Genomic DNA, 23,377 nt, shown 5'->3' with positions numbered 1-23,377 from the left:
GCGCAAAAACCCTTGGTTTTGCGGCTTTCCTACCGCAAAGGGCAATGAGTGTCACTATCATGACAGGCCAAAGCGGTACGGTTACCGCCAGCCTATCTCTGCCGAAGCTCGTCCGGATGTATGCCGAAGTGATCGAGGATCACATGCAGGTTCCGGCGATGCGACTTGAAGAAGAGGTCGAAGACATCGCCCGCCAATGGAACGCTGCCGAGAACGGAATCGGCTGCGACATTGCCGAGCATCCGGGCAAGCTTCGCCGGCGGCAGGCCGAGCCTGCGGGCTTCATTGACGATATAAAGACCGACCAGGGCGCCGCCGGCATCGCCGACGAGTGGAACGAGGCCGAGGACCGAATCCGCGCCGAAGCGGATTCCGGTCCCGGGAATGCGGATTGCGGTATCCATCAGCCGCGCGATCGCCGCCAATCGGCGCAGGCGCCGCAGATGTTCGGCACGGTCCACAAATTCGCCGCTCGTCCCGGCATCCCAAGTGCGTGTCGTCATCCGCCATCTCCTATCGCGGCTCTGTCACCATACGGTGAGAACCCTTAAACCGGAGATGGGGTTCCCGGCATGCCTTTTCCATACCGAAAGCGATCGTTTCCTCACGCAAACGTGGTCCCTCTCAATCTTCGCGATGCTGTGAAACCTTTCCGTTCCGCGTTACGTATAGGAAGAAAAGGCACCTGTGCCTTGAGAGGAGATTTCGTCATGTCCGCCCATCGTCCGCCGCATATTCCGGCCTCCGAAATCACGCCGCGCGAGATCTACATGTCCCGCCGAAGCTTCATGGGGACGGCGGCTGCCGGCCTTCTCATCGGCGGTGCCGGCGGCGCGCTGGCTGCGCCACTTACTGCCTCACCCAGTGCTTTCAAAGTGGACGAACCGCTGACGCCAAAGGAAGCCGTGACCACCTACAACAATTTCTACGAGTTCGGCGTCAACAAGGAGGATCCGTCGCAGAATGCCGGAGATTTCAAGCCGACACCGTGGTCGGTCAAGGTCGAGGGCATGGTCGGCAAGCCAAAGGAATTCGGCCTCGAAGAACTCATGAAGATACCGCTCGAAGACCGCACCTATCGGCTGCGCTGCGTCGAAGGCTGGTCGATGGTCATTCCCTGGATCGGCTTCCCTCTTTCGGCCCTGCTCGATCAGGTGGAACCGCTCGGCAGCGCCAAATATGTCGCTTTCGAAACGGTCGTGCGGCCGGAGGAGATGCCTGGCCAGAAAGGCTTCTTCCAACCTCTGCCCTGGCCTTACATCGAAGGCCTGCGGCTTGACGAGGCCCGGCATCCGCTGACCATTCTTGCAGTCGGTCTCTATGGTGAAACCCTGCCGAACCAGAACGGTGCCCCGATCCGTCTCGTCGTGCCATGGAAATATGGCTTCAAGAGCATCAAATCGATCGTCAAGATTTCGCTGGTCGAACAGCAGCCGCAGACGACCTGGAAGAACGCCAATGCGCGTGAATACGGCTTCTATTCCAACGTCAATCCGGCCGTCGACCACCCCCGATGGAGCCAGGCGACCGAACAGCGGATCGGTGAAGGCGGCTTCTTCGGTGCAGGCCGGCGACCCACCCTGCCTTTCAACGGCTATGCAGAGCAGGTGGCAAGCCTCTATGCAGGCCTCGACCTCAAGGCGAACTATTGAGAATGGCGGTCCTCCCCACCCTGCCCCGCCGATATCACTCCGCCAGCATCTGGATGCTCTATGTGATCGGACTCTGTCCCGCCGCCTGGTATTTCTACCTGGCGGCCACCGGCGGGCTGGGCTTCAACCCCGTCAAGGAATTCGAGCATCTGCTTGGCATCTGGGCGCTGCGCTTCATCATCGCGACGCTCGCGATCACCCCGCTGCGCGATCTCGCCGGCATCAACTGGATCCGCTACCGGCGCGCACTTGGGCTTCTCGCCTTCTATTACGTCCTGATGCATTTTTCGGTCTATGCACTGCTCGACCTCAGGCTCGACCTCGGGGCGGTCGGCGGCGACATTGCGAAGAGGCCTTACATCACCATCGGATTTGCTTGCCTCCTGCTCCTCCTCCCGCTCGCACTCACCTCCAACAACTGGTCTATCCGTAAGCTCCAGCAGGGCTGGAACAAGCTTCACAAGCTCGTCTACCTGATCGCGGCCGGCGGTGCGTTCCACTATGTGCTCGCGGTCAAATCGGTGACACTGGTGCCGTTCATCCACATTGCGCTCGTCGTCCTGCTGCTCGCTTACCGCCCGCTGCGGCGACCGGTTCTCAACTGGAGGCGCGGCAAGCCTGCCTTACGGCCAGCACGTTAAACGGAGGAAGACGACAGAGTTGACGTTTCACGGGGCCGCGACGACTATCCCGCGATGGGAAGAAATGCCGGTAACCAAGTGGAGCCGACAGCGGTCCTCGATCCCGACGGTCTGGGCCAGGGCTGGTGGATAGACTTGCTTTGGTGGTGGCGTTTCCGGCAAAGTCGGCGGAGTGCCATTTCCTGGTTCAAGCCAACGCCGGCCGATGAGGACCGGATAGAACGCCATCCGCAAATCCGTCGTTTCGGCGACGTCACGATCGCCATCGCAAAATTTGATGGCAAACAATGGATCACCCGGGAGCGCGACTGGTTCGGTTGGCCGGATCCCCCGCGTTACGCGTTGTTCGCCCTTCAGGGAGAGACGATCTGGATGGCGAGGGACTTCGATCGCTGGCCACCCTCCTGGTCCGGACCGCCGGCGGCAGACCAGCAACCGCCGGCGACATGATGCGAGCGCCCATCCGATGCAAAGACTGGGCCTCACCGGCGAAATGGTTGTCCCGATAATGGCAAAGGCCGGGCTCGCGCCCGGCCTTTCTTCGGACCGCGGGAAATCGGCCCTGCTGCGCCCTTGGGGGAGGAAGCGCAGATACTAGTATTGAACACCGATGGGAAACGCCGTTCATTGATGCAGCTCAAACATCGGCACAACAACGTCAGTGCTTACGCAGAAAAGCCGGGCGTTGCCACCCGGCTTTTTCTAAATCCGACTATGCGGACAGGATTATGCGGCTTCGGCAGCTTCTGCTTCAGCAGCAACACGAGCCTTGTCGGCTGCGCCCTTGGCGTCGACATCGCGCTCGACGAACTCGATGACGGCCATGGCAGCGTTGTCGCCCTGGCGGAAGCCAGCCTTCATGATACGCAGGTAACCGCCGTTGCGGGTTGCGTAACGCGAGGCAATGGCGTCGAACAGCTTCTTGACGGCGTCCTGATCCTGGATCTGCGAGATCGCCTGGCGGCGAGCGTGCAGGTCGCCGCGCTTGCCGAGGGTGACGAGCTTTTCGACGATCGGACGGATTTCCTTCGCCTTCGGCAGGGTCGTCACGATCTGCTCGTGAGTGATGAGCGAAGCCGCCATGTTGGCGAACATCGCCTTGCGGTGGCTTGCGGTACGATTGAGCTTGCGGCCGGCTACTCCGTGGCGCATGGCTATTCTCCTTTAATGCAGGGACCCACTCTTCTTAGGGCCTGCCGTTTCCTGGCACATACAGACATCCGGATCTTTGGACAAGGTGCCTGCTGTTTGACGGGGAAAGGCAGTCAAAACCTGCCTTTGCTAATTTCAGTACTGGTCTTCGTAGCGCTTGGCGAGATCTTCGATATTTTCCGGCGGCCAGGCGGGAACTTCCATACCAAGATGGAGGCCCATGGATGCCAGAACTTCCTTGATCTCGTTCAGCGACTTGCGACCGAAATTCGGAGTGCGCAGCATTTCCGCCTCGGTCTTCTGGATGAGGTCGCCGATATAAACGATGTTGTCGTTCTTCAGGCAGTTGGCCGAACGGACAGAGAGTTCCAGTTCGTCCACCTTCTTGAGGAGCGCCGGGTTGAACGCCAACTCGGTGACGGATTCTTCTTCGGCTTCCTTCTGCGGTTCGTCGAAATTGACGAACACGCCGAGCTGGTCCTGAAGGATCCGGGCGGCGAAGGCAACAGCGTCTTCGCCTGTGACCGAGCCGTCGGTTTCGATCGTCATGGTCAGCTTGTCATAGTCGAGAACCTGTCCTTCACGGGTGTTTTCCACCTTGTAGGACACCTTCTTGACCGGGGAATAGAGGCTGTCGACCGGGATAAGCCCGATCGGAGCGTCTTCCGCGCGGTTGCGATCGGCCGGAACATAGCCCTTGCCGTTGTTGACCGTGAACTCCATGCGGATTTCTGCGCCCTCGTCGAGTGTGCAGATCACGTGGTCGGGGTTCAGGATCTCAATATCGCCGACCGTCTGAATGTCGCCGGCGGTGACAGCGCCTGGGCCCTGCTTGCGCACGACCATGCGCTTGGCATCGTCGCCATCCATCTTGATGGCGATTTCCTTGATGTTGAGCACGATGTCCGTCACATCTTCCCGGACGCCCGGGATGGAGGAGAACTCATGCAATACGCCGTCGATCTGCACTGCGGTAACAGCAGCACCGCGCAGAGACGACAGAAGCACGCGGCGAAGCGCGTTGCCGAGCGTCAGACCGAAGCCGCGCTCCAGGGGTTCGGCAACCAGCGTTGCCTTGGTACGGCCGGAGGAGGAGAATTCCACCTTGTTCGGCTTGATCAGTTCCTGCCAGTTCTTCTGGATCATGACTAAATACCTTCCGTTCGTTGCCACCATTCAATCGTGGCAACCGAGCATGAGGAACACCGAGAGGAACGAAGATGTTCATCGGCTATATGGGTAAAGCCGCCGAACCTCCGAGAGAGGATCAGGCGGCTATGCCCGAGTTCACGAGAGAGGCCGCCTTTCGGCAGCCCCTTCCATTCCGACGATCAGACGCGGCGCTTCTTGCGCGGGCGGCAGCCGTTGTGCGGGATCGGGGTCACATCGCGGATCGAGGTGATCATGAAGCCGGCAGCCTGCAGAGCGCGCAGAGCCGATTCACGGCCGGAGCCCGGACCGCAAACTTCGACTTCCAGCGACTTCATGCCATGCTCCTGAGCCTTCTTGGCGCAGTCTTCGGCAGCGATCTGAGCCGCGAACGGGGTCGACTTGCGCGAACCCTTGAAGCCCTTAGCACCAGCAGACGACCAGGCAATGGCATTGCCCTGCGCGTCAGTGATGGTGATCATCGTATTGTTGAAGGTTGAATTGACGTGAGCTACGCCCGACGTGATATTCTTGCGTTCGCGGCGGCGAACGCGGGTGGCTTCCTTGGCCATATTATCCCTTTCGTTGATCTCTGCACCGCCGTAATTCCAGCGGCTCCACCTTGGAGTGATCCATAAACGTCACGGCGAGCAGCGGCAACGCCCCTACCCACCAAGACCGATCACCCAAAATTACTTCTTCTTGCCAGCAATCGCCTTAGCCGGCCCCTTGCGGGTACGGGCGTTGGTGTGCGTGCGCTGACCGCGAACCGGAAGGCCGCGGCGATGACGCAGGCCGCGGTAGCAGCCGAGGTCCATCAAGCGCTTGATGTTCATCGAGGTTTCGCGACGAAGATCACCTTCGACCTGATAGTCGCGGTCGATGGTTTCGCGGATCTGAAGGACTTCCGAGTCCGTCAGCTGATGGACGCGCTTCTCAGCCGGAATACCGACCTTTTCCACGATTTCCTGCGCAAATTTCGTGCCGATCCCGTGAATATAGGTCAGCGCGATAACGACGCGCTTCGCAGTCGGGATGTTGACGCCAGCGATACGTGCCACGCCTATTCTCCTTGGTTCCAGTTGCCATCCGGCAAGTGGTACTTCTTCTATGAGAGCAGCCACTCAGCGGCCGCCAGTTCAAACGCCATACGGAACAGGTCAAAACGACCGGTCCCGGATGTCCTTGCGGGAAATCCGCGCCGATCGCTCAATAGCTGTCGCGAGTTGGCGCGGTGTTTAGCGGAATCAGCGCCGAAATGCAACCGCTCCGCCCAAGATTCTTTAACAGATCGATGACGGCCTCCTAGAGAGCCGCCAGGATTGCCTCGATATCAGCCGTGACCTCGTCGATCTCGGCCATGCCATCCACAACCTTGAGCTTGCCCTTGGCGTGGTAATAACCGATCAGCGGCGAGGTCTCCTTGTAATAGACCTCGAGACGCTTGGTCATGGTCTCGGCATTGTCGTCCGGCCGGCGCTTGAAATGCGTCGAGCCGCACTTGTCGCAGACGCCCTCGCTTGCCGGCTTCTTGTCCGTATCGTGATAGACCGTACCGCACTGGGCGCAGGAATACCGGCCCGAGACGCGGCGAACGAGCTCTTTGTCGTCCACTCGCAGCTCGATGACCACGGAAAGATCGAGGCCCTTCGACCGCAACATTTCCTCGGTCGCATCGGCCTGGACGAGCGTACGGGGGAAACCGTCGAGGATAAAGCCGTTGGCGGCATCCGCCTGGTCGATTCGCTCGGAGACGATCGCGTTGACGATGTCGTCGGAGACGAGGTTGCCTGCGTCCATAACCGCCTTGGCACGCTTGCCAACTTCCGTCTCGGCGGCCACCGCGGCCCGAAGCATGTCCCCCGTGGAGAGCTGCGGTATGCCGTGCTTCTCCACGATCCGCTGGGCCTGGGTTCCCTTACCCGCGCCCGGCGGCCCCAAAAGAATCAATCTCATCGTCCCCTCTTTCCTCCGCGCAGTTTCGACTTCTTGATCAGACCCTCATACTGCTGCGCAATGAGATGTCCCTGAATCTGTGCAACCGTATCGAGGGTTACACTGACAACGATCAAAAGCGAAGTACCACCAAGGGCTAATGGCACGCCCGTGCGGGCAACCAGGAACTCCGGCAGGATGCAGACGAAGACGAGGTAAATCGCGCCGACCACCGTGATGCGGGTCAGCACGTAATCGATGTATTCGGCTGTGCGCTCGCCCGGACGGATGCCGGGAATGAAGCCGCCATGCTTCTTCAGATTGTCCGCCGTATCCTTCGGATTGAAGACGATGGCGGTATAGAAGAAGGCGAAGAAGGCGATCAGCATGCCGTAGAAGAGCATGAACAGCGGCTGGCCGTGACCGAGCGCAGAAATGATCATGGTCGCCCAGTTCGGGAGCTGGCTGTTGCCGGCAAAGCCTGCCGCCGTCGCCGGCAGAAGCAGCAGCGACGAGGCAAAGATCGCCGGGATGACGCCCGAGGTATTGAGCTTCAACGGCAGGTGCGACGTATCGCCCTGGAACATGCGGTTGCCGACCTGGCGCTTCGGATACTGGATCAGAAGGCGGCGCTGGGCGCGCTCGACAAACACGATCAGGGCGATGACCCCGATGGCCACCACGATGACAGTGAGAATCAGCGCCGTCGGAAGGGCGCCGGTGCGGCCGAGCTCCAGTGTGCCGGCCAGTGCGGTCGGAAGACCTGCAGCGATGCCCGCGAAGATGATCAGCGAAATGCCGTTGCCGATGCCGCGCGAGGTGATCTGCTCGCCGAGCCACATCAGGAACATCGTCCCGCCAAGGAGCGTCACAACGGTGGAAATGCGGAAGAACCAGCCCGGATCCGCGACGATGCCCTGCCCGCTCTCGAGGCCGACGGCGATACCATAGGCCTGCAAGGTGCCGAGCAGGACGGTGCCGTAACGGGTGTACTGGTTGATGATCTTGCGGCCTGCCTCGCCCTCCTTCTTGAGGTTCTCAAGCGAAGGCACGACCGAGGTCATCAGCTGCACGATGATCGACGCGGAAATATACGGCATGATGCCGAGGGCGAAGATCGCCATGCGCTCGACGGCGCCGCCGGCAAACATGTTGAAGAGGCCGAGAATGCCGCCAGCCTGGCCGCGGAAAGCCTGAGCGTAGGCTTCGGGGTTCAGGCCCGGAAGCGGGATATGCGTGCCGAGGCGATAAACAAGCAATGCTGCAAGGGTAAACCACAGCCGCTTTTTGAGGTCCTCCGCCTTGGCGAAGGTGGAAAAATTCAGATTGGAGGCAAGTTGTTCCGCTGCAGAAGCCATGCAATTCTCCGCCCGACCAAATCTCCGGCGGCGGGGGAAATGCCGGACCCGGAAAGCAGTCTAAAAATTCTGGTTCAAAAAAACCGGGCGCGGAGATTGCGGACGCAATCGGATGCCTCACCCTGTTTTCCGTATGATCCCGGTCAGGCGACCAACAGGATCGCTTCGGGATCGTGAGGCTCACATATGGAGTTAAAATCGCCCGGTGTGAAGCTCAAACCGGGCGATTTTCAAACGATTTATTCCGCCGCAGCTTCAGCTACAGCGAGAAGCTTTACCGAACCGCCGGCCTTTTCGATCTTTTCGACGGCAGCCTTGGAAGCGCCGGCAACTTCGATCGATACCTTAGCCTTCAGCTCGCCGTCGGACAGGATGCGCACGCCGTCCTTCGGGCGACGGATGACACCGGCAGCCTTGAGGGCAGCAGCGTCGATCGTGGCCTTCGGGTCGAGCTTCTTGGCATCGATCGCGGTCTGGATACGGCCGAGCGAAACGACGACGTAGTCAGAGGCGAAGATGTTGTTGAAGCCGCGCTTCGGCAGGCGGCGATAGATCGGCATCTGGCCGCCTTCGAAGCCGTTGATCGCAACGCCGGAACGGGCCTTCTGACCCTTCACGCCGCGACCACCGGTCTTGCCCTTGCCGGAACCGATACCGCGACCGACGCGGATACGATCCTTGGTGGCGCCTTCGTTGTCCTTGATCTCATTCAGTTTCATGGTCAATTCCTCCGTCTCACTTCTCGTCGACAACGCGAACGAGATGCTGGACAGCCCGGATCATGCCACGAACGGAAGGAGTGTCTTCCAGGGTGCGGACCCGGTGCATCTTGTTGAGGCCCAGACCAACCAGCGTTGCGCGCTGGACAGCCGGACGGCGAATAGGCGAGCCGATCTGTTCGACCGTGATCGTCTTTGCTTCAGTCTTCTTCGTAGCCTTGGCCATGGATCAGACTCCTCTTATTCTTCAGACGCGTTGCCGGAAGCGGCGCGGCGAGCCTGCAGCGTGGCGTATTTGAGACCACGCTGAGCTGCAACGTCCTTCGGATGCACCTGATGCTTCAGGGCGTCGAACGTGGCGCGAACCATGTTATAAGGGTTCGACGAACCGGTCGACTTGGCGACAACATCGTGCATGCCAAGGGTTTCGAAAACGGCGCGCATCGGGCCGCCGGCGATGATGCCGGTACCGGCCTTGGCGGAGCGCAGCAGAACCTTGCCGGCGCCGTGACGGCCGTTGACGTCGTGATGCAGCGTACGGCCATCGCGCAGCGGTACGAAGATCAGTTCGCGCTTGGCAGCTTCAGTTGCCTTGCGGATGGCTTCCGGCACTTCGCGTGCCTTGCCATGGCCAAAGCCAACGCGGCCCTTCTGGTCGCCAACGACGACGAGGGCTGCGAAACCAAAACGACGGCCGCCCTTGACGACCTTGGCGACGCGGTTGATCGCGACCAGCTTGTCGACGAATTCGCTATCGCGCTCTTCGCGGCTCTGGCGATCTTCGCGCTGGCCTCTTCTTTCTTGTGCCATTGTCCTTTTCCTTTTTCTTTTCCGGGTGCAACGGGCAATTTCCGGGAGCCAACCATCCCCTGTCCATGAAGGACTAAGATGGAACGACTGATGATTGCGGCAGAACCGCGTTTCGCCCGGCCTCTCCTCTTTGAAGGAAACCGGGCGAAAATTCTTAGAAGCTCAGACCGCCTTCGCGGGCAGCTTCGGCGAGCGCCTTGATGCGGCCGTGATAGATGAAGGCGCCGCGATCGAACACGACTTCCTTGACACCGGCCTTGGCGGCACGTTCGGCTACCAGCTTGCCGACGGCGGCAGCAGCCGCGACGTCAGCGCCGGTCTTCAGCGCCGAGCGCAGATCAGCGTCGAGCGTGGAAGCGGCAGCAAGAGTGCGGCCGGCCACGTCATCGATGACCTGGACATAGATGTTCTTCGACGAGCGATGAACCGACAGGCGCGGACGGCCGTTGGCAACCGCCTTGATCTGGCGGCGCACGCGGCTCGCGCGCTTTGCAAGTGCTTGTTTCCTGCTAGCCATTTCGCGTGATCCTTACTTCTTCTTGCCTTCCTTGCGGACGATCCGTTCCTCGGCGTACTTGACGCCTTTGCCCTTGTAGGGCTCCGGACCGCGGTATTCGCGGATTTCCGCGGCAACCTGACCGACCTGCTGCTTATTGATGCCGGTCACGACGATTTCCGTCGGCTTCGGAACGGCAATGGTGATGCCCTGCGGCGGTTCATAGACCACGTCGTGGGAGAAACCGAGCGCCAGCTGCAGGTTCTTGCCCTGCATGGACGCGCGGTAACCGACGCCGTTGATCTCGAGCTTGCGCTCAAAACCGTCCTTCACGCCTTTGAAGATGTTTTCGATCATCGTGCGGGACATGCCCCACTTGGAACGAGCATCCTTCGAATCGTTGACCGGGGTCACCGAAACGGCATTGTCTTCGAGTGCCAGCTTGATCTCGTCGTTTGCGACGAAGAACAGCTCGCCCTTCGGGCCCTTGGCAGTCACTTTCTGGCCATCAACAGTGGCCGTGATCCCTGCAGGAACCTGAACGGGCTTTTTACCGATACGAGACATGTTTCAATCCTGTCTGTTCGTTATGGAGTTCCCCTGCTCAAGTCTTAGAAGACCGAGCAGAGAACCTCGCCACCAACGTTCTGTTCGCGAGCCTGGTGATCGGCCATCACGCCCTTCGGGGTCGAAAGGATGGTGATGCCGAGGCCGTTCGCGACCTGCGGAATGGACTTTACCGAGACATAGACCCGGCGGCCCGGCTTGGAGACGCGGCCGATCTCACGGATCACCGACGCACCTTCGTAGTACTTGAGTTCGATTTCGATCTCGGACTTGCCGTTACCGTAATCGATTTCCGAATAACCGCGGATGTAGCCTTCCGCCTGCAGAACGTCGAGGACGCGAGCGCGCAGCTTGGAAGCCGGCGTGCTTACGGTCGACTTGCGGCGAGCGGCACCATTGCGGATACGGGTGAGCATATCGCCCAAGGGATCAGTCATGGTCATCTAACGATCTCCTTACCAGCTCGACTTGACGATGCCCGGCACTTTGCCGAGGTTGCCGAGCTCACGAAGCGCGATACGCGACATCTTGAGCTTGCGATAGAAAGCGCGCGGGCGACCGGTGACTTCGCAACGGTTGCGGATACGCGTCTTCGAGCCATCGCGCGGCAGCGAAGCGAGCTTGATAGTTGCTTTGAACCGCTCTTCGATCGGAAGGTCCTGGTTCATGATGGTCGCCTTCAGAACAGCGCGCTTGGCAGCGTGCTGAGCGACGGTCTTGCGGCGGCGCTTGTTCTTTTCAACTGCGCTGGTTTTCGCCATATCGGGAGTTCCTTTTTAACGCTCGTCGTTACGGTTACTGACGGAACGGGAAGTTGAACTCTTTCAGAAGAGCCCGCGCTTCGTCGTCGTTGGTCGCCGTCGTGCAAACGATGATGTCCATGCCCCACATCTGATCAACCTTGTCGTAGTTGATCTCAGGGAACACAATGTGTTCCTTGATGCCCATAGCGAAGTTGCCACGGCCGTCAAAGCTTTTCGGATTCAGGCCGCGGAAGTCGCGAACGCGCGGAAGCGCGATGTTGACCAGGCGATCCAGGAATTCATACATGCGGGCGCCGCGCAAAGTGACCTTCGCGCCGATCGGCATCTGTTCGCGGACCTTGAAGCCTGCGATCGAGTTGCGAGCGCGCGTGATGACCGGCTTCTGACCGGCGATCGCTGCGAGGTCTGCAGCAGCAACGGTTGGCTTCTTCGAGTCAGCCGTCGCTTCGCCAACGCCCATGTTGATCACGATCTTGTCCAGCTTCGGGATCATCATCTCGTTCGCGTAGGAGAACTGCTCCTTCAGCGCGCCGCGGATGCGGGAAACATATTCCTTCTTGAGCCGCGGCTCATATTTTGCCTCAGCCATCGATCACATCTCCCGTACGCTTGGCCACACGCACCTTCTTGCCGTCGACGACGGAGAAGCCAACGCGGGTCGGCTTGCCGTCTTTCGCGGCGATCGCGATGTTCGACAGGTGAATGGAAGCTTCCTTGTTGATGATGCCAGCTTCCTGCGTCTGTGACTGACGCTGGTGGCGCTTCACCATGTTGATGCCACGCACGACGGCGCGGTCTTCCTTCGGCAGAACCTGGAGCACTTCGCCAGTGCGGCCCTTGTCCTTGCCAGTCAATACAACGACGTTGTCGCCCTTCTTAATCTTCTGCATGTCTCGCGCTCCCTTACAGTACTTCCGGAGCCAGCGAGATGATCTTCATGTGGTTCTTGGCGCGAAGTTCGCGCGGAACCGGTCCGAAGATACGGGTGCCGATCGGCTCTTTCTTGTTGTCGATGAGGACCGCTGCGTTGTTGTCGAAGCGGATGACGCTGCCGTCCGGACGACGGATGTCCTTGGCGGTACGCACAACAACCGCCTTCATCACGTCACCCTTCTTGACGCGGCCGCGCGGGATGGCTTCCTTGATCGAAACGACGATGACGTCGCCGATGGAAGCATACTTACGCTTCGAGCCGCCCAGCACCTTGATGCACATGACACGACGTGCGCCGGAATTGTCCGCCACGTCGAGGTTTGTTTGCATCTGAATCATGTCAGGTCGCCTTTTTCTAATGACCGGCGCTACCGAACGCTGAAAACGTACGGAGCCGGCTTTGGACAGAATTTCGATGTGCGCGGGATGGGTCTTGCCAAGGTGGTTTCCCTGAAAGGGACCTTCCCTGCGCTCAAAGCAAAAGAACGCCCGTTACCGAGCGTCCTGCGCCAATGCGCTGCTTCATACAGATATTTCAGCCAGACGCAAGGGCCTGGCCGAAATCTCTGTAAAATTAAGCCTGGGCGGCAACCACCGTCCAGCGCTTATCCTTGGAGATCGGCGCGCATTCCTCGATGGAAACAACGTCACCAACCTTGTACTGGTTGTTCTCGTCATGCGCCTTGTACTTCTTGGAACGGCGGACCGTCTTTTGAAGCAGCGGATGCGCGAATCGGCGCTCTACCCGGACAACAACGGTCTTCTCGTTCTTGTCGGAAACGACTACGCCCTGCAGAATGCGTTTCGGCATATTATTCTTCCTTAAGCCTTGGCTTCTGCCGCCTTCTGGCGGGCAATGGTTTTCACGCGGGCGATGTCCTTGCGGACTTCGTTGATGCGCGAGGACTTTTCCAACTGACCGGTGGCCTTCTGGAAGCGCAGGTTGAACTGCTCCTTCTTGAGGTCGGCGAGCTTGTCCTTGAGCTGATCGGCCGTGAGGCCGCGTACGTCTTCGGCTTTCATCGTGCCTTCTCCTTACTCTGCGATGCGCTGTACGAAGCGCGTCTTGACCGAGAGCTTGGCGGCGCCGAGACGAAGCGCCTCGCGGGCGAGCTCCTCCGAAACACCATCGATCTCGAACATCATGCGGCCGGGCTTGACCTTGCAGGCCCAGTATTCGACAGAGCCCTTGCCCTTACCCATACGCACTTCGGTCGGCTTCGCGGTCACCGGAACGTCCGGGAATACGCGGATCCACACACGGCCGGCGCGCTTCATGGCACGCGTGATCGCGCGGCGGGCCGCCTCGATCTCGCGGGCGTTGACGCGGTTGGGTTCCTGGGACTTCAGGCCGAATTCGCCGAAGGCCAGATCGAAGCCGCCCTTGGCCACACCCTTGATGCGACCCTTGAACTGCTTGCGGTACTTGGTACGCTTTGGCTGCAACATTTTCTTACTTCTCCGAGCTTATCTTTCGCCAGCGTTGATCAAGCGTTTTCGCGTTCGCGGCGACGATCACCACGATCGCCACGGTCACGTTCACGGCTTGCCGGACCCTGCGCGTCGCCTTCCAGCGCGCGACGTTCGGAAGCCATCGGATCGTGCTCAAGGATTTCGCCCTTGAAGATCCAGACCTTGATGCCGCAGATGCCGAATGCGGTTTCGGCTTCCGCCGTACCGTAGTCGATGTCAGCGCGCAGCGTGTGAAGCGGAACGCGACCTTCGCGGTACCATTCCGTACGGGCGATTTCGGCACCGCCGAGACGGCCGGCGCAGGTGATCTTGATGCCTTCGGCGCCAAGACGCATGGCGGACTGAACAGCACGCTTCATCGCACGGCGGAAAGCCACGCGGCGCTCGAGCTGCTGAGCGATCGACTGGGCGACGAGCGTCGAGTCGATTTCCGGCTTGCGCACTTCGACGATGTTGAGGTGCGTTTCCGAATTGGTCATCGTGGCGATCTTCTTGCGAAGCTTCTCGATGTCCGCACCCTTCTTGCCGATGATCAGACCCGGGCGAGCCGAGTGGATCGTAACGCGGCACTTCTTGTGCGGACGCTCGATGACCACCTTGGCGATACCGGCTTGCTTCAGCTCCTGCATCAGGTAGGCGCGGATCTTCAGATCCTCATGGAGGAGCTGGCCGTATTCGGCATTGTCCGCGAACCAGCGGCTGTCCCAGGTACGGTTGATGCCGAGGCGAAAACCGATCGGATTAATTTTCTGGCCCATTATGCGGCCTCCCCTTTTTCCTCGACTTCGCGAACGACGATCGTCAGGTGCGCAAACGGCTTCTCGATGCGAGATGCACGGCCGCGGCCACGAGCGTGGAAACGCTTCATCACGATCGACTTGCCGACATAAGCTTCCGAAACGATCAGCGAGTCGACGTCGAGGTCATGGTTGTTTTCGGCATTGGCGATTGCGGACTCGAGAGTCTTCTTCACCGTGCCGGCGATGCGCTTGCGCGAGAATTCAAGTTCTGCAAGCGCGCGTTCGACCTTCTTGCCGCGGATCATGGCGGCAACGAGGTTCAGCTTCTGTGGGCTGACGCGGAGGGTGCGGGCAACTGCCTGCGCCTCATTGTCCTTCAGCCGGCGTTCGGTCTTAGCCTTCGCCATGATTACTTCCTCTTCGCCTTCTTGTCCGCGCCGTGACCGTAATAGGTACGGGTGGGAGCGAATTCACCGAACTTGTGTCCGACCATGTCTTCGTTGACGCTGACCGGAATGTGCTTCGAGCCGTTGTAGACGCCAAACGTCAAACCAACGAACTGCGGCAAGATCGTGGAGCGACGGCTCCACATCTTGATCACTTCACTGCGTCCGCCTTCACGTACCTTCTCAGCCTTCTTGAGAAGATAGCCGTCAACAAACGGACCTTTCCATACTGAACGAGCCATTGAACGACTTCCCTTCTCTTACTTCTTACGGTCGTGGCGGGAGCGCATAATGAACTTGTCGGTGGACTTGTTCGAACGAGTGCGCTTGCCCTTGGTCGGCTTGCCCCACGGGGTGACCGGATGACGGCCACCGGAGGTGCGGCCTTCACCACCGCCGTGCGGATGGTCGACCGGGTTCATGACGACGCCGCGGTTATGCGGACGCTTGCCGCGCCAGACGGTGCGACCAGCCTTGCCGTCGTTGATGTTGCCGTGGTCCGGGTTGGAAACGGCGCCGACGGTTGCAAGGCACGAGCCCGGCACCAGGCGCTGTTCACCCGAGTTCAGGCGGAGGATCGCCATGCCGGCATCGCGGCCGACGAGCTGCACGTAGGTGCCTGCCGAACGGGCGATCTGACCGCCCTTGCCCGGCTTCATTTCGACGTTGTGAACGATCGAGCCGACCGGGATGTACTGCAGCGGCATGGTGTTGCCCGGCTTTACGTCGACAGCCTTGTCGGATGCGATGACCTTGTCGCCCGCAGCAAGGCGCTGCGGTGCGAGGATGTAGGCCAATTCGCCGTCCTCGTACTTGACGAGCGCGATGAACGCGGTGCGGTTCGGGTCGTATTCCAGACGCTCGACCGTGCCTTCGACGTCGAACTTGCGACGCTTGAAGTCGACCAGGCGGTAAGTACGCTTGTGACCGCCGCCGATGAAGCGGGCGGTGATGCGACCGAGGTTGTTACGGCCGCCACTCTTGGAGAGACCTTCCGTCAGCGTCTTGACAGGCTTGCCCTTCCAAAGGCCGGACCGGTCGACGATGACCAGCTGACGCTGGCTCGGGGTCGTCGGGTTGAAGCTTTTCAATGCCATTATCTTATACCTCAGAGACCGGTGGAGACGTCGATCGTCTGACCTTCGGCCAGGGTCACGACAGCCTTCTTTACGTCCTTCTGCTTGCCGATGAAGCCGCGGAACCGCTTCACCTTGCCCTTGCGGACAAGCGTGTTGACGGCCGTGACCTTCACGCCGAACAGCGCCTCTACGGCAGCCTTGATCTCCGGCTTGGAAGCAGTCTTGGCAACGTTGAAGACGACCTGGTTCTGCTCGGATGCCAGCGTCGACTTTTCGGTGATCGCCGGCGAGACGATCACATCATAGTGGCGAAGATCCGTCATTTGAACCGCTCCTCCAGAGCTTCTACCGCAGCCTTGGAAAGCACGAGCTTGCCGCGGCGCAAGATGTCGTAAACATTGATGCCCTGAACCGGCAGAACATCGACGTTCGGGATGTTCTGAGCGGCGAGCTTGAAGTTGTTGTCGAGCTCGGCGCCGCCGATGAACAGCGCGTTGGTGAAACCGAGTTCGGCGAAGGAGCCGGCCAGAGCCTTGGTCTTCGCTTCAGCGGCCACCAGGTTGTCGACAATGATGAGGTCTTCCGACTTCATCTTGGCAGACAGGGCGTGACGCAGGGCGAGAGCGCGGACCTTCTTCGGAAGATCATGCTCATGGCTGCGGACGACCGGACCATGAGCACGGCCACCGCCACGGAACTGCGGAGCACGGGCCGAATGGTGACGAGCGCGGCCCGTACCCTTCTGCTTGTACATCTTCGCACCGGTGCGGGAAACTTCCGAACGGCTCTTGGTCTTGTGGCTGCCCTGCTGCTTCTTGGCGAGCTGCCAACGAACCATGCGGGCCAGAATGTCTTCGCGGGGATCGAGGCCGAAAATCTCGTCCGACAGGGAGACCTTGCCGGCGTCTTTTCCCTCGAGGGTCTTGACGTTGTATTCCATTGTAGCTGGCTCCCTTACTTCGCGGCCGACTTGACGGCGTCGCGAACGACGATCCAAGCGCCCTTGGAGCCGGGTACGGCGCCCTTGACGAGGATCAGGCCACGGTTCTCGTCGGTGGAGACGATCTCGAGGTTCTGGGTGGTGACACGCGTCTGGCCCATATGACCAGCCATGCGCTTGCCCTTCCAGACCTTGCCCGGATCCTGGTTGTTACCAGTCGAACCATGCGAACGGTGCGAAACGGACACACCGTGTGTGGCGCGCAGACCACCAAAGTTGTGACGCTTCATGGCGCCGGCAAAACCCTTACCAATCGAGGTACCGGTGACGTCCACCAGCTGACCGGCCGTGAAATGATCGGCCTTCAGCTCAGTGCCGACATCGATCATGTTGTCTTCGGAAACGCGAAACTCGACGAGCTTCGCCTTTGGCTCGACATTTGCGACGGCAAAGTTGCCGCGCATTGCCTTGGAGGTGTTCTTTACCTTCGCCGTGCCGGCACCGAGCTGAACGGCGGTGTAGCCATTCTTCTCAACGGTGCGGTGTGCGACGACCTGGCAGTTCTCCAGCCGCAATACGGTTACCGGGATATGCTCGCCGGCGTCGTTGTAGACGCGGGTCATTCCCACCTTCTGTGCAATTACACCCGAACGCATCGGTTCAATCCTTCTCACTCAGTCTGAAACCGAAGTCTCAGAGCTTGATCTCAACATCGACACCAGCGGCGAGATCGAGCTTCATCAGCGCGTCTACCGTCTGCGGTGTCGGGTCAACGATATCGAGAAGGCGCTTGTGGGTGCGCATCTCGAACTGCTCGCGGCTCTTCTTGTCGATGTGGGGGGACCGGTTAACCGTAAACTTCTCGATGCGGGTCGGAAGCGGAACGGGGCCCCGGACGCTAGCACCGGTGCGCTTCGCCGTCGACACGATCTCGCGCGTGGAAGCATCGAGAATCCGGTGATCGAACGCCTTCAGGCGAATGCGGATATTTTGGCCGTTCATTCGACGTTATCCTTGTTGTCTGTTATCCACGTGCCGAACGAAAGGCACGGGTTTGTTCTTTTTCCTAAGGCGGACCACCGGTTTCAAAGATCGAAGGGGACACCGAGCCGGTATCCCTTTCCACTCTCCGGGCCTTTCGACCCACCTTATATTTTGATTGCTGCCCCGATAGCGAAGCAGGGGCAAATCGCGCTCGCGCGCCATTTGCTACATTTTTATGTCATAAGCAAGCGGCTAAACGGCCGCTTGCTTAAAAGAATTCATGCATCCGGCGCAGATCTGGTCTGCACCGGCCCCATCATCGCTTACTCGATGATGGAAGCGACGATGCCGGCGCCGACGGTGCGGCCGCCTTCGCGGATGGCGAAGCGCAGCTTTTCTTCCATCGCGATCGGCACGATCAGCTCGACGTCAACGGTGACGTTGTCGCCAGGCATGACCATTTCCGTGCCTTCCGGCAGCGTCACGATGCCCGTCACGTCCGTCGTGCGGAAGTAGAACTGCGGACGGTAGTTGGTGAAGAACGGCGTATGACGGCCGCCTTCTTCCTTCGTCAGGATGTAGGCTTCGGCCTTGAACTTCTTGTGCGGCTTGACCGAACCCGGCTTGCACAGAATCTGGCCACGCTCGACGCCGTCACGGTTCACACCGCGGATCAGCGCGCCGATGTTGTCGCCGGCCTGGCCCTGGTCGAGCAGCTTGCGGAACATTTCAACGCCGGTCACCGTCGTCTTCGAGGTCGGGCGGATGCCGACGATCTCGACTTCTTCGCCAACCTTGACGATGCCACGCTCGACGCGGCCGGTCACGACCGTACCACGACCCGAGATCGAGAACACGTCTTCGATCGGCATCAGGAACGGCTGGTCGATCGGACGCTCAGGCGTCGGGATGTAGGCGTCAACCGCTGCCATCAGCTCGCGGATCGCGTCTTCGCCGATCTTCTTGTCCGAATCTTCAAGAGCAGCAAGCGCCGAACCCTTGATGATCGGAATGTCGTCGCCCGGGAAGTCGTAGGACGACAGGAGTTCGCGCACTTCCAGTTCGACGAGCTCGAGAAGCTCGGCGTCGTCAACCTGGTCGACCTTGTTCAAAAACACAACGATCGCCGGAACGCCAACCTGACGGGCAAGCAGGATGTGCTCGCGGGTCTGCGGCATCGGGCCGTCGGCGGCCGAGCAAACCAGGATCGCGCCGTCCATCTGCGCCGCACCGGTGATCATGTTCTTCACATAGTCGGCGTGGCCGGGGCAGTCGACGTGCGCATAGTGGCGGTTCGGCGTCTCGTATTCGACGTGCGCCGTCGAAATGGTGATGCCACGGGCCTTTTCTTCAGGAGCCGCGTCGATCTGGTCATAGGCCTTGTATTCGCCGAAATACTTCGTGATCGCGGCCGTCAGCGACGTCTTGCCATGGTCAACGTGACCGATCGTGCCAATGTTGACGTGAGGCTTGTTGCGCTCAAACTTGCTCTTTGCCATTTCCGGCTCTCCGTTCTTGTCCCCGTCAGGGGTTATTCTCTCATTTGATAGGGCGGATTACTCCGGTCACTTCTGACCGGAGTACTTGGCCTGAATTTCATTCGCGACGTTCGTCGGGACCGGCGCATAGTGATCGAAGGTCATCGAGTACTGGGCGCGGCCTTGGCTCATGGAGCGCAGGTTGTCGACGTACTTGAACATGTTCGCCAGCGGCACGTGGGCGTTGATCACAACGGCAATGCCGCGCGATTCCTGGCCCTGGATCTGGCCACGGCGGGAGTTCAGGTCACCGATCACGTCACCGACGTAATCTTCCGGCGTTACGACTTCGACCTTCATCATCGGCTCGAGGAGCTGAGCGCCGGCCTTCTTGGCTGCTTCACGGAAGCAGGCGCGGGAAGCGATTTCGAACGCGAGAACCGAGGAGTCGACATCGTGGAAGGCGCCGTCGATGAGGGTCGCCTTGACGCCCAGCATCGGGAAGCCTGCCAGCGGACCAGACGACAGGACGCTTTCGATACCCTTCTGAACGCCCGGGATGTATTCCTTCGGAACAGCACCGCCGACGATCTTGGATTCGAAGACGAAATCGTCGCCGTCCGGGTTCGGTTCGAACACCAGCTTGACGCGGGCGAACTGACCGGTACCACCGGACTGCTTCTTGTGGGTGTAGTCCTCTTCGTGCTTCTTCGTGATGGTTTCACGATAAGCAACCTGCGGAGCACCAACAGTCGCTTCCACCTTGAACTCGCGACGCATACGGTCGACGAGAATGTCGAGGTGAAGTTCGCCCATGCCGGCGATGATGGTCTGGCCGGACTCTTCGTCGGTCTTGACGCGGAAGGACGGATCCTCGGCAGCCAGACGGTTGAGCGCGAGGCCCATCTTTTCCTGGTCGCCCTTGGACTTCGGCTCGATGGCGATCTGAATGACCGGCTCGGGGAATTCCATACGCTCCAGGATAACCGGCTTCAGCGGATCGCAAAGCGTATCGCCCGTGGTGGTTTCCTTGAGGCCTGCGAGAGCAACGATGTCGCCGGCGAAAGCTTCTTCGATGTCTTCGCGGGAGTTCGAGTGCATCTGCAGCATACGGCCGACGCGCTCGCGCTTTTCCTTGACCGTGTTCATCAGCGACGAGCCCTTTTCGAGCTTGCCCGAGTAGATACGGCAGAAGGTGAGCGAACCGACGAAGGGGTCGTTCATGATCTTGAACGCGAGCATCGAAAGAGGCTCGTTGTCGTCGGCATGGCGGTCGATTTCGGCTTCGGTCTTGACGTCGATGCCCTTGATCGCCGGAATGTCTGCCGGGGACGGCAGGAATTCGACAACGGCGTCGAGGAGCGGCTGAACGCCCTTGTTCTTGAAGGCGGAGCCGCAGAACATCGGGAAGAACTTGACGTCGATCGTGCCGCGACGGATGAGCGCACGGATCTTATCGTTGTCCGGCATGATGCCGTTCAGATAGTCTTCCATGGCTTGCTCGTCGATTTCGACGACGGTTTCGATCATCTTTTCGCGGAATTCTTCGGCGCGTGCCTTCAGATCTTCCGGAATCTCGACGACGTCCCACTGGGCGCCGAGCGATTCATCACGCCAGACGAGAGCGTTCATCTCGATGAGGTCGACAACGCCCTTGAATTCGGTTTCAGCGCCGATCGGCAGCTGGCAGACGACAGCAGTCGCACCGAGGCGGGTCTTGATCATCTCGACGGAGCGGTAGAAGTCTGCGCCGGTCTTGTCCATCTTGTTGCAGAAGATCATCCGCGGGACGTTGTACTTGTCGGCCTGGCGCCAGACAGTTTCCGTCTGCGGCTCGACACCTGCGTTGGCGTCGAGGAGAGCGACCGCACCGTCGAGCACGCGCAGCGAACGCTCGACTTCGATCGTGAAGTCGACGTGGCCGGGGGTGTCGATGATGTTGAAGCGGCGCATCTTGCCGTCACGGCCCTTCCAGAAGGTCGTGGTGGCAGCGGACGTGATGGTGATGCCGCGTTCCTGCTCCTGCTCCATCCAGTCCATGGTGGCCGCGCCATCGTGAACTTCACCGATCTTGTGCGACTTGCCGGTGTAATAAAGGATACGCTCGGTGGTCGTCGTCTTGCCGGCGTCGATGTGCGCCATGATACCGAAATTGCGGTAGTCTTCGATTTTATATTCGCGAGCCATAGGACTGCCTTTCGAAATTCGATCGGGTGAAGATTACCAACGGTAATGCGAGAACGCGCGGTTTGCGTCGGCCATCTTGTGCGTGTCTTCACGCTTCTTGACGGCGCTGCCGCGATTGTTTGCGGCATCCATAAGTTCACCGGAAAGACGATCGACCATGGTCGTTTCGTTACGCTTGCGAGCAGCAGCGATCACCCAGCGGATCGCGAGAGCCTGACGGCGCTCCGGACGAACGTCGACCGGAACCTGGTAGGTTGCACCACCAACACGGCGCGAGCGAACTTCGACATGCGGCGCGACGTTGTCGAGCGCCTGATGGAAGATACCCAGCGGGTCGGCCTTGGACTTGCCCTGCACGGCGTCGAACGCGCCATAGACAATGTTTTCAGCCACGGACTTCTTGCCGTGGAGCATGATCGCATTCATGAACTTCGTGACGACGAGATCACCGAACTTCGGGTCCGGGTTGATCTCACGCTTTTCTGCACGATGGCGTCGGGACATACTTCTTCTCGTCTCTTAAAATGTTGCTGGCGCTTTATCACGCGGAGAACCTCGCGCAGCGCCGGATAGGATGAAATCCGAAGGATTACTTCGGACGCTTTGCACCGTACTTCGAACGGCGCTGCTTGCGGTTCTTGACGCCCTGGGTGTCGAGAACGCCGCGGATGATGTGATAACGAACGCCCGGCAAGTCCTTTACGCGGCCGCCACGGATCATCACAACCGAGTGTTCCTGAAGGTTGTGACCTTCACCCGGGATGTAGCCGATGACTTCGAAGCCGTTGGTCAGGCGGATCTTGGCGACCTTACGCAAAGCCGAGTTCGGCTTCTTCGGGGTCGTCGTATAAACGCGGGTGCAAACGCCGCGCTTCTGCGGGTTTTCCTGCAGAGCAGGAACCTTGTTGCGCTTTACCTGTGCCTGACGCGGCTTGCGGATCAGCTGGTTTACGGTAGGCATATAACCATCCCTTGCAAAATCTTCTTCCAAGCCCTTGCGGGCCATTCTGATGCCGTTTCCGGCGACGACACACACATCTCCTCATGCGCAAAACGTGGCCCGATCCGCTTTTCCGGATGGACCACAAAAGGCAGAGGACGCATTCCTCATGCGTCATGCGTGCAGCATTCGTGTCTTCAACGTGCGTATGGAACCGTGTTTGAGGCCAAACTCCGGAACGAGTCATCCCGGACGGACAAGCCTCACATCGCTTCCGATGCGGGGCGTTTACTGTTTTCCCCCCTGCCCGTCAAGGGCCGCACCGAAAATAATGCCCAAAAACCGGGGTTCCGGCCCCGAACCGGACGCGAGCTGCCCTGTTTTACAATTTTTTGTCGCGCCATGCATTAATATTTGGGAATCGCCGGCAATCGACTAAACAGAGGGGGAACTTTCCGTCCGGCTTCTGTCTTGGACGTAATTGGGAACCAAGCCGCGGAGACAATGATGATCAGCACGCCCGACAATGACAACAGGCTCGATGCGCCGATGGTGTTCATCATCATCGGCAAGGGCTACGAGGTGAAAGGCGGCGAAGGCGTCGAGCTTCACATCATGCTTCGCGCGCCAGACGACGATTCGGCCGTCCGCGAAGCACTCAACGCCCTCTCGGAAGAAGGCTTCCTGGAAGCGGATCTCGATCAGATCGGCGTTCTCACCGACGAACCCACCGAGGAACCACATGCTTCGGCCTACCAGGGGGCGCTCGAGGGCGAAGTGGCGATCATACGCTTCGATTAACAGAGGCAACCGGCCAACGGCGAACATCCGCCGATCTACCAGCTGCAGGCGGAGAACCCAACAAAAACGCCCGGATGTCCTCCGGGCGTTTTCTTATTCGTTTTTTCGAAAAGGCGAGCGCCCGAACCGAGCG

At 59.7% G+C, this 23,377-nt stretch carries 36 protein-coding genes; 4 read left to right on the top strand and 32 right to left on the bottom strand.

The features are described from left to right. Window positions 1–92 precede the first annotated feature (92 nt). Window positions 93–503: a DUF4112 domain-containing protein gene (locus tag C5L12_RS23190; RefSeq protein ID WP_105374421.1), complete on the bottom strand. Its 411-nt coding sequence runs from the start codon at window positions 501–503 to the stop codon at window positions 93–95. A gap of 207 nt (window positions 504–710) precedes the next feature. Between C5L12_RS23190 and msrP the strand changes: the two genes are divergently transcribed. From msrP to C5L12_RS23175, 3 genes are all read left to right on the top strand, one after another. Further along, a complete protein-coding gene (gene msrP / locus C5L12_RS23185; protein WP_105374420.1) occupies window positions 711–1,652 on the top strand; it encodes a protein-methionine-sulfoxide reductase catalytic subunit MsrP in 942 nt (313 codons plus the stop codon). Between the two features lie 2 nt (window positions 1,653–1,654). Then, complete coding sequence (gene msrQ / locus C5L12_RS23180; protein WP_105374419.1) at window positions 1,655–2,293, top strand: protein-methionine-sulfoxide reductase heme-binding subunit MsrQ; 639 nt, start codon at window positions 1,655–1,657, stop codon at window positions 2,291–2,293. A 78-nt stretch (window positions 2,294–2,371) separates the two neighbouring features. After that, the gene (locus C5L12_RS23175) at window positions 2,372–2,743 is read left to right on the top strand and encodes a hypothetical protein (RefSeq protein WP_245423002.1); all 372 of its coding nucleotides are present in this window, start codon (window positions 2,372–2,374) and stop codon (window positions 2,741–2,743) included. A gap of 276 nt (window positions 2,744–3,019) precedes the next feature. Here C5L12_RS23175 and rplQ read toward each other — a convergent pair whose 3' ends face one another. From rplQ to rpsL, 31 genes are all read right to left on the bottom strand, one after another. Then, the gene (gene rplQ, locus C5L12_RS23170; protein ID WP_038585860.1) at window positions 3,020–3,445 is read right to left on the bottom strand and encodes a 50S ribosomal protein L17; all 426 of its coding nucleotides are present in this window, start codon (window positions 3,443–3,445) and stop codon (window positions 3,020–3,022) included. Between the two features lie 135 nt (window positions 3,446–3,580). After that, on the bottom strand, window positions 3,581–4,591 hold the full coding sequence (locus tag C5L12_RS23165; protein ID WP_105374417.1) for a DNA-directed RNA polymerase subunit alpha: 1,011 nt from the start codon (window positions 4,589–4,591) through the stop codon (window positions 3,581–3,583). Window positions 4,592–4,776: 185 nt separating this feature from the next. Further along, a complete protein-coding gene (gene rpsK, locus C5L12_RS23160) occupies window positions 4,777–5,166 on the bottom strand; it encodes a 30S ribosomal protein S11 (protein ID WP_007766864.1) in 390 nt (129 codons plus the stop codon). 120 nt (window positions 5,167–5,286) lie between these two features. Next, window positions 5,287–5,655 carry a 30S ribosomal protein S13 gene (gene rpsM, locus C5L12_RS23155; protein ID WP_105374416.1) on the bottom strand — a complete coding sequence of 123 codons (369 nt, stop codon included), beginning with the start codon at window positions 5,653–5,655 and terminating at the stop codon, window positions 5,287–5,289. 244 nt (window positions 5,656–5,899) lie between these two features. Further along, window positions 5,900–6,550, bottom strand: a complete 651-nt coding sequence (locus tag C5L12_RS23150; RefSeq protein WP_105374415.1) for an adenylate kinase — start codon at window positions 6,548–6,550, stop codon at window positions 5,900–5,902. Further along, a complete protein-coding gene (gene secY / locus C5L12_RS23145) occupies window positions 6,547–7,887 on the bottom strand; it encodes a preprotein translocase subunit SecY (RefSeq protein WP_105374414.1) in 1,341 nt (446 codons plus the stop codon). The genes C5L12_RS23150 and secY overlap by 4 nt, the downstream gene beginning before the upstream one ends. Before the next feature lie 239 nt (window positions 7,888–8,126). After that, a complete protein-coding gene (gene rplO, locus C5L12_RS23140) occupies window positions 8,127–8,606 on the bottom strand; it encodes a 50S ribosomal protein L15 (protein ID WP_105374413.1) in 480 nt (159 codons plus the stop codon). A gap of 16 nt (window positions 8,607–8,622) precedes the next feature. Then, window positions 8,623–8,832, bottom strand: coding sequence for a 50S ribosomal protein L30 (gene rpmD / locus C5L12_RS23135; RefSeq protein WP_006728669.1), 210 nt, complete (start codon window positions 8,830–8,832; stop codon window positions 8,623–8,625). A gap of 14 nt (window positions 8,833–8,846) precedes the next feature. Then, window positions 8,847–9,416, bottom strand: a complete 570-nt coding sequence (rpsE, locus tag C5L12_RS23130; RefSeq protein WP_105374412.1) for a 30S ribosomal protein S5 — start codon at window positions 9,414–9,416, stop codon at window positions 8,847–8,849. Between the two features lie 154 nt (window positions 9,417–9,570). Continuing rightward, complete coding sequence (gene rplR, locus C5L12_RS23125; protein ID WP_105374411.1) at window positions 9,571–9,933, bottom strand: 50S ribosomal protein L18; 363 nt, start codon at window positions 9,931–9,933, stop codon at window positions 9,571–9,573. 12 nt (window positions 9,934–9,945) lie between these two features. Then, window positions 9,946–10,479: a 50S ribosomal protein L6 gene (gene rplF / locus C5L12_RS23120; protein WP_105374410.1), complete on the bottom strand. Its 534-nt coding sequence runs from the start codon at window positions 10,477–10,479 to the stop codon at window positions 9,946–9,948. A gap of 44 nt (window positions 10,480–10,523) precedes the next feature. Beyond that, window positions 10,524–10,922 carry a 30S ribosomal protein S8 gene (gene rpsH / locus C5L12_RS23115; RefSeq protein ID WP_105374409.1) on the bottom strand — a complete coding sequence of 133 codons (399 nt, stop codon included), beginning with the start codon at window positions 10,920–10,922 and terminating at the stop codon, window positions 10,524–10,526. A 12-nt stretch (window positions 10,923–10,934) separates the two neighbouring features. After that, window positions 10,935–11,240, bottom strand: coding sequence for a 30S ribosomal protein S14 (rpsN, locus tag C5L12_RS23110; protein WP_105374408.1), 306 nt, complete (start codon window positions 11,238–11,240; stop codon window positions 10,935–10,937). A 34-nt stretch (window positions 11,241–11,274) separates the two neighbouring features. Continuing rightward, window positions 11,275–11,832, bottom strand: coding sequence for a 50S ribosomal protein L5 (gene rplE, locus C5L12_RS23105; protein ID WP_105374407.1), 558 nt, complete (start codon window positions 11,830–11,832; stop codon window positions 11,275–11,277). Further along, entirely contained in the window at window positions 11,825–12,133 is a 309-nt protein-coding gene (rplX, locus tag C5L12_RS23100; protein WP_105374406.1) for a 50S ribosomal protein L24, read from the bottom strand. Before rplX ends, rplE begins: the two co-directional genes overlap by 8 nt. 13 nt (window positions 12,134–12,146) lie before the next feature. Then, window positions 12,147–12,515 carry a 50S ribosomal protein L14 gene (rplN, locus tag C5L12_RS23095; RefSeq protein ID WP_105374405.1) on the bottom strand — a complete coding sequence of 123 codons (369 nt, stop codon included), beginning with the start codon at window positions 12,513–12,515 and terminating at the stop codon, window positions 12,147–12,149. 235 nt (window positions 12,516–12,750) lie between these two features. After that, entirely contained in the window at window positions 12,751–12,987 is a 237-nt protein-coding gene (gene rpsQ, locus C5L12_RS23090; protein WP_071008864.1) for a 30S ribosomal protein S17, read from the bottom strand. A gap of 11 nt (window positions 12,988–12,998) precedes the next feature. After that, window positions 12,999–13,199, bottom strand: a complete 201-nt coding sequence (gene rpmC, locus C5L12_RS23085; protein ID WP_037151107.1) for a 50S ribosomal protein L29 — start codon at window positions 13,197–13,199, stop codon at window positions 12,999–13,001. 12 nt (window positions 13,200–13,211) lie between these two features. Beyond that, window positions 13,212–13,625 (bottom strand): 50S ribosomal protein L16, encoded by a 414-nt coding sequence (gene rplP / locus C5L12_RS23080; protein WP_105374404.1) that lies wholly within the window; start codon window positions 13,623–13,625, stop codon window positions 13,212–13,214. 38 nt (window positions 13,626–13,663) lie between these two features. Then, window positions 13,664–14,407 carry a 30S ribosomal protein S3 gene (rpsC, locus tag C5L12_RS23075; RefSeq protein WP_105374403.1) on the bottom strand — a complete coding sequence of 248 codons (744 nt, stop codon included), beginning with the start codon at window positions 14,405–14,407 and terminating at the stop codon, window positions 13,664–13,666. Further along, entirely contained in the window at window positions 14,407–14,796 is a 390-nt protein-coding gene (gene rplV / locus C5L12_RS23070; RefSeq protein WP_093000487.1) for a 50S ribosomal protein L22, read from the bottom strand. Before rplV ends, rpsC begins: the two co-directional genes overlap by 1 nt. A gap of 2 nt (window positions 14,797–14,798) precedes the next feature. Further along, on the bottom strand, window positions 14,799–15,077 hold the full coding sequence (gene rpsS, locus C5L12_RS23065; protein ID WP_029620128.1) for a 30S ribosomal protein S19: 279 nt from the start codon (window positions 15,075–15,077) through the stop codon (window positions 14,799–14,801). A gap of 18 nt (window positions 15,078–15,095) precedes the next feature. After that, window positions 15,096–15,932 (bottom strand): 50S ribosomal protein L2, encoded by an 837-nt coding sequence (gene rplB / locus C5L12_RS23060; RefSeq protein WP_105374402.1) that lies wholly within the window; start codon window positions 15,930–15,932, stop codon window positions 15,096–15,098. An 11-nt stretch (window positions 15,933–15,943) separates the two neighbouring features. Beyond that, window positions 15,944–16,237: a 50S ribosomal protein L23 gene (locus tag C5L12_RS23055; protein WP_037151093.1), complete on the bottom strand. Its 294-nt coding sequence runs from the start codon at window positions 16,235–16,237 to the stop codon at window positions 15,944–15,946. Beyond that, a complete protein-coding gene (rplD, locus tag C5L12_RS23050) occupies window positions 16,234–16,854 on the bottom strand; it encodes a 50S ribosomal protein L4 (RefSeq protein ID WP_105374401.1) in 621 nt (206 codons plus the stop codon). The genes C5L12_RS23055 and rplD overlap by 4 nt, the downstream gene beginning before the upstream one ends. A 14-nt stretch (window positions 16,855–16,868) precedes the next feature. Continuing rightward, a complete protein-coding gene (rplC, locus tag C5L12_RS23045; protein WP_105374400.1) occupies window positions 16,869–17,510 on the bottom strand; it encodes a 50S ribosomal protein L3 in 642 nt (213 codons plus the stop codon). A 37-nt stretch (window positions 17,511–17,547) separates the two neighbouring features. Next, window positions 17,548–17,856: a 30S ribosomal protein S10 gene (gene rpsJ, locus C5L12_RS23040; RefSeq protein WP_003547547.1), complete on the bottom strand. Its 309-nt coding sequence runs from the start codon at window positions 17,854–17,856 to the stop codon at window positions 17,548–17,550. Window positions 17,857–18,161: 305 nt separating this feature from the next. Beyond that, window positions 18,162–19,337 carry an elongation factor Tu gene (gene tuf, locus C5L12_RS23035; RefSeq protein ID WP_105374399.1) on the bottom strand — a complete coding sequence of 392 codons (1,176 nt, stop codon included), beginning with the start codon at window positions 19,335–19,337 and terminating at the stop codon, window positions 18,162–18,164. Between the two features lie 66 nt (window positions 19,338–19,403). Continuing rightward, a complete protein-coding gene (gene fusA, locus C5L12_RS23030) occupies window positions 19,404–21,503 on the bottom strand; it encodes an elongation factor G (protein WP_105374398.1) in 2,100 nt (699 codons plus the stop codon). Window positions 21,504–21,536: 33 nt separating this feature from the next. Next, entirely contained in the window at window positions 21,537–22,007 is a 471-nt protein-coding gene (rpsG, locus tag C5L12_RS23025; RefSeq protein ID WP_037151038.1) for a 30S ribosomal protein S7, read from the bottom strand. 85 nt (window positions 22,008–22,092) lie between these two features. Continuing rightward, entirely contained in the window at window positions 22,093–22,464 is a 372-nt protein-coding gene (gene rpsL / locus C5L12_RS23020) for a 30S ribosomal protein S12 (RefSeq protein ID WP_003507760.1), read from the bottom strand. A 486-nt stretch (window positions 22,465–22,950) separates the two neighbouring features. Here rpsL and C5L12_RS23015 point away from each other — a divergent pair, with 486 nt between their 5' ends. Continuing rightward, window positions 22,951–23,244, top strand: coding sequence for a transcriptional regulator (locus tag C5L12_RS23015; RefSeq protein ID WP_105374397.1), 294 nt, complete (start codon window positions 22,951–22,953; stop codon window positions 23,242–23,244). The last annotated feature ends 133 nt before the right edge of the window (window positions 23,245–23,377 follow it).

The sequence above is a fragment of the Neorhizobium huautlense genome, from assembly GCF_002968575.1.
GTDB lineage: Bacteria > Pseudomonadota > Alphaproteobacteria > Rhizobiales > Rhizobiaceae > Neorhizobium > Neorhizobium huautlense.
Note: the sequence above shows the minus strand (reverse complement) of the source record. Positions and strands in the feature narration are given on the sequence as shown.

Excerpts from the sequence above, each read along its gene's own strand:
- rpsH (WP_105374409.1), bottom strand. The coding sequence starts at position 10,922 with ATGACCATGACTGATCCCTTGGGCGATATGCTCACCCGTATCCGCAAT.
- C5L12_RS23150 (WP_105374415.1), bottom strand. The coding sequence starts at position 6,550 with ATGAGATTGATTCTTTTGGGGCCGCCGGGCGCGGGTAAGGGAACCCAG.
- rplE (WP_105374407.1), bottom strand. The coding sequence starts at position 11,832 with ATGGCTGAGGCAAAATATGAGCCGCGGCTCAAGAAGGAATATGTTTCC.
- rplX (WP_105374406.1), bottom strand. The coding sequence starts at position 12,133 with ATGCAGAAGATTAAGAAGGGCGACAACGTCGTTGTATTGACTGGCAAG.
- rplD (WP_105374401.1), bottom strand. The coding sequence starts at position 16,854 with ATGGAATACAACGTCAAGACCCTCGAGGGAAAAGACGCCGGCAAGGTC.
- C5L12_RS23015 (WP_105374397.1), top strand. The coding sequence starts at position 22,951 with ATGATCAGCACGCCCGACAATGACAACAGGCTCGATGCGCCGATGGTG.
- C5L12_RS23190 (WP_105374421.1), bottom strand. The coding sequence starts at position 503 with ATGACGACACGCACTTGGGATGCCGGGACGAGCGGCGAATTTGTGGAC.
- rplN (WP_105374405.1), bottom strand. The coding sequence starts at position 12,515 with ATGATTCAGATGCAAACAAACCTCGACGTGGCGGACAATTCCGGCGCA.
- msrQ (WP_105374419.1), top strand. The coding sequence starts at position 1,655 with ATGGCGGTCCTCCCCACCCTGCCCCGCCGATATCACTCCGCCAGCATC.
- rplQ (WP_038585860.1), bottom strand. The coding sequence starts at position 3,445 with ATGCGCCACGGAGTAGCCGGCCGCAAGCTCAATCGTACCGCAAGCCAC.
- rplR (WP_105374411.1), bottom strand. The coding sequence starts at position 9,933 with ATGGCTAGCAGGAAACAAGCACTTGCAAAGCGCGCGAGCCGCGTGCGC.
- rpsE (WP_105374412.1), bottom strand. The coding sequence starts at position 9,416 with ATGGCACAAGAAAGAAGAGGCCAGCGCGAAGATCGCCAGAGCCGCGAA.
- rpmD (WP_006728669.1), bottom strand. The coding sequence starts at position 8,832 with ATGGCCAAGGCTACGAAGAAGACTGAAGCAAAGACGATCACGGTCGAA.
- C5L12_RS23055 (WP_037151093.1), bottom strand. The coding sequence starts at position 16,237 with ATGACGGATCTTCGCCACTATGATGTGATCGTCTCGCCGGCGATCACC.
- rpsG (WP_037151038.1), bottom strand. The coding sequence starts at position 22,007 with ATGTCCCGACGCCATCGTGCAGAAAAGCGTGAGATCAACCCGGACCCG.
- rplC (WP_105374400.1), bottom strand. The coding sequence starts at position 17,510 with ATGCGTTCGGGTGTAATTGCACAGAAGGTGGGAATGACCCGCGTCTAC.
- secY (WP_105374414.1), bottom strand. The coding sequence starts at position 7,887 with ATGGCTTCTGCAGCGGAACAACTTGCCTCCAATCTGAATTTTTCCACC.
- rplV (WP_093000487.1), bottom strand. The coding sequence starts at position 14,796 with ATGGCGAAGGCTAAGACCGAACGCCGGCTGAAGGACAATGAGGCGCAG.
- tuf (WP_105374399.1), bottom strand. The coding sequence starts at position 19,337 with ATGGCAAAGAGCAAGTTTGAGCGCAACAAGCCTCACGTCAACATTGGC.
- rpsS (WP_029620128.1), bottom strand. The coding sequence starts at position 15,077 with ATGGCTCGTTCAGTATGGAAAGGTCCGTTTGTTGACGGCTATCTTCTC.
- rplF (WP_105374410.1), bottom strand. The coding sequence starts at position 10,479 with ATGTCTCGTATCGGTAAAAAGCCCGTTCAGGTTCCTGCAGGGATCACG.
- rpsL (WP_003507760.1), bottom strand. The coding sequence starts at position 22,464 with ATGCCTACCGTAAACCAGCTGATCCGCAAGCCGCGTCAGGCACAGGTA.
- fusA (WP_105374398.1), bottom strand. The coding sequence starts at position 21,503 with ATGGCTCGCGAATATAAAATCGAAGACTACCGCAATTTCGGTATCATG.
- rpsJ (WP_003547547.1), bottom strand. The coding sequence starts at position 17,856 with ATGAACGGCCAAAATATCCGCATTCGCCTGAAGGCGTTCGATCACCGG.
- rpmC (WP_037151107.1), bottom strand. The coding sequence starts at position 13,199 with ATGAAAGCCGAAGACGTACGCGGCCTCACGGCCGATCAGCTCAAGGAC.
- rpsC (WP_105374403.1), bottom strand. The coding sequence starts at position 14,407 with ATGGGCCAGAAAATTAATCCGATCGGTTTTCGCCTCGGCATCAACCGT.
- rplO (WP_105374413.1), bottom strand. The coding sequence starts at position 8,606 with ATGAAACTGAATGAGATCAAGGACAACGAAGGCGCCACCAAGGATCGT.
- rpsK (WP_007766864.1), bottom strand. The coding sequence starts at position 5,166 with ATGGCCAAGGAAGCCACCCGCGTTCGCCGCCGCGAACGCAAGAATATC.
- C5L12_RS23165 (WP_105374417.1), bottom strand. The coding sequence starts at position 4,591 with ATGATCCAGAAGAACTGGCAGGAACTGATCAAGCCGAACAAGGTGGAA.
- msrP (WP_105374420.1), top strand. The coding sequence starts at position 711 with ATGTCCGCCCATCGTCCGCCGCATATTCCGGCCTCCGAAATCACGCCG.
- rpsN (WP_105374408.1), bottom strand. The coding sequence starts at position 11,240 with ATGGCGAAAACCAGCGCAGTTGAAAAGAACAAGCGCCGCCGCAAGACC.
- rpsQ (WP_071008864.1), bottom strand. The coding sequence starts at position 12,987 with ATGCCGAAACGCATTCTGCAGGGCGTAGTCGTTTCCGACAAGAACGAG.
- rplB (WP_105374402.1), bottom strand. The coding sequence starts at position 15,932 with ATGGCATTGAAAAGCTTCAACCCGACGACCCCGAGCCAGCGTCAGCTG.
- rplP (WP_105374404.1), bottom strand. The coding sequence starts at position 13,625 with ATGTTGCAGCCAAAGCGTACCAAGTACCGCAAGCAGTTCAAGGGTCGC.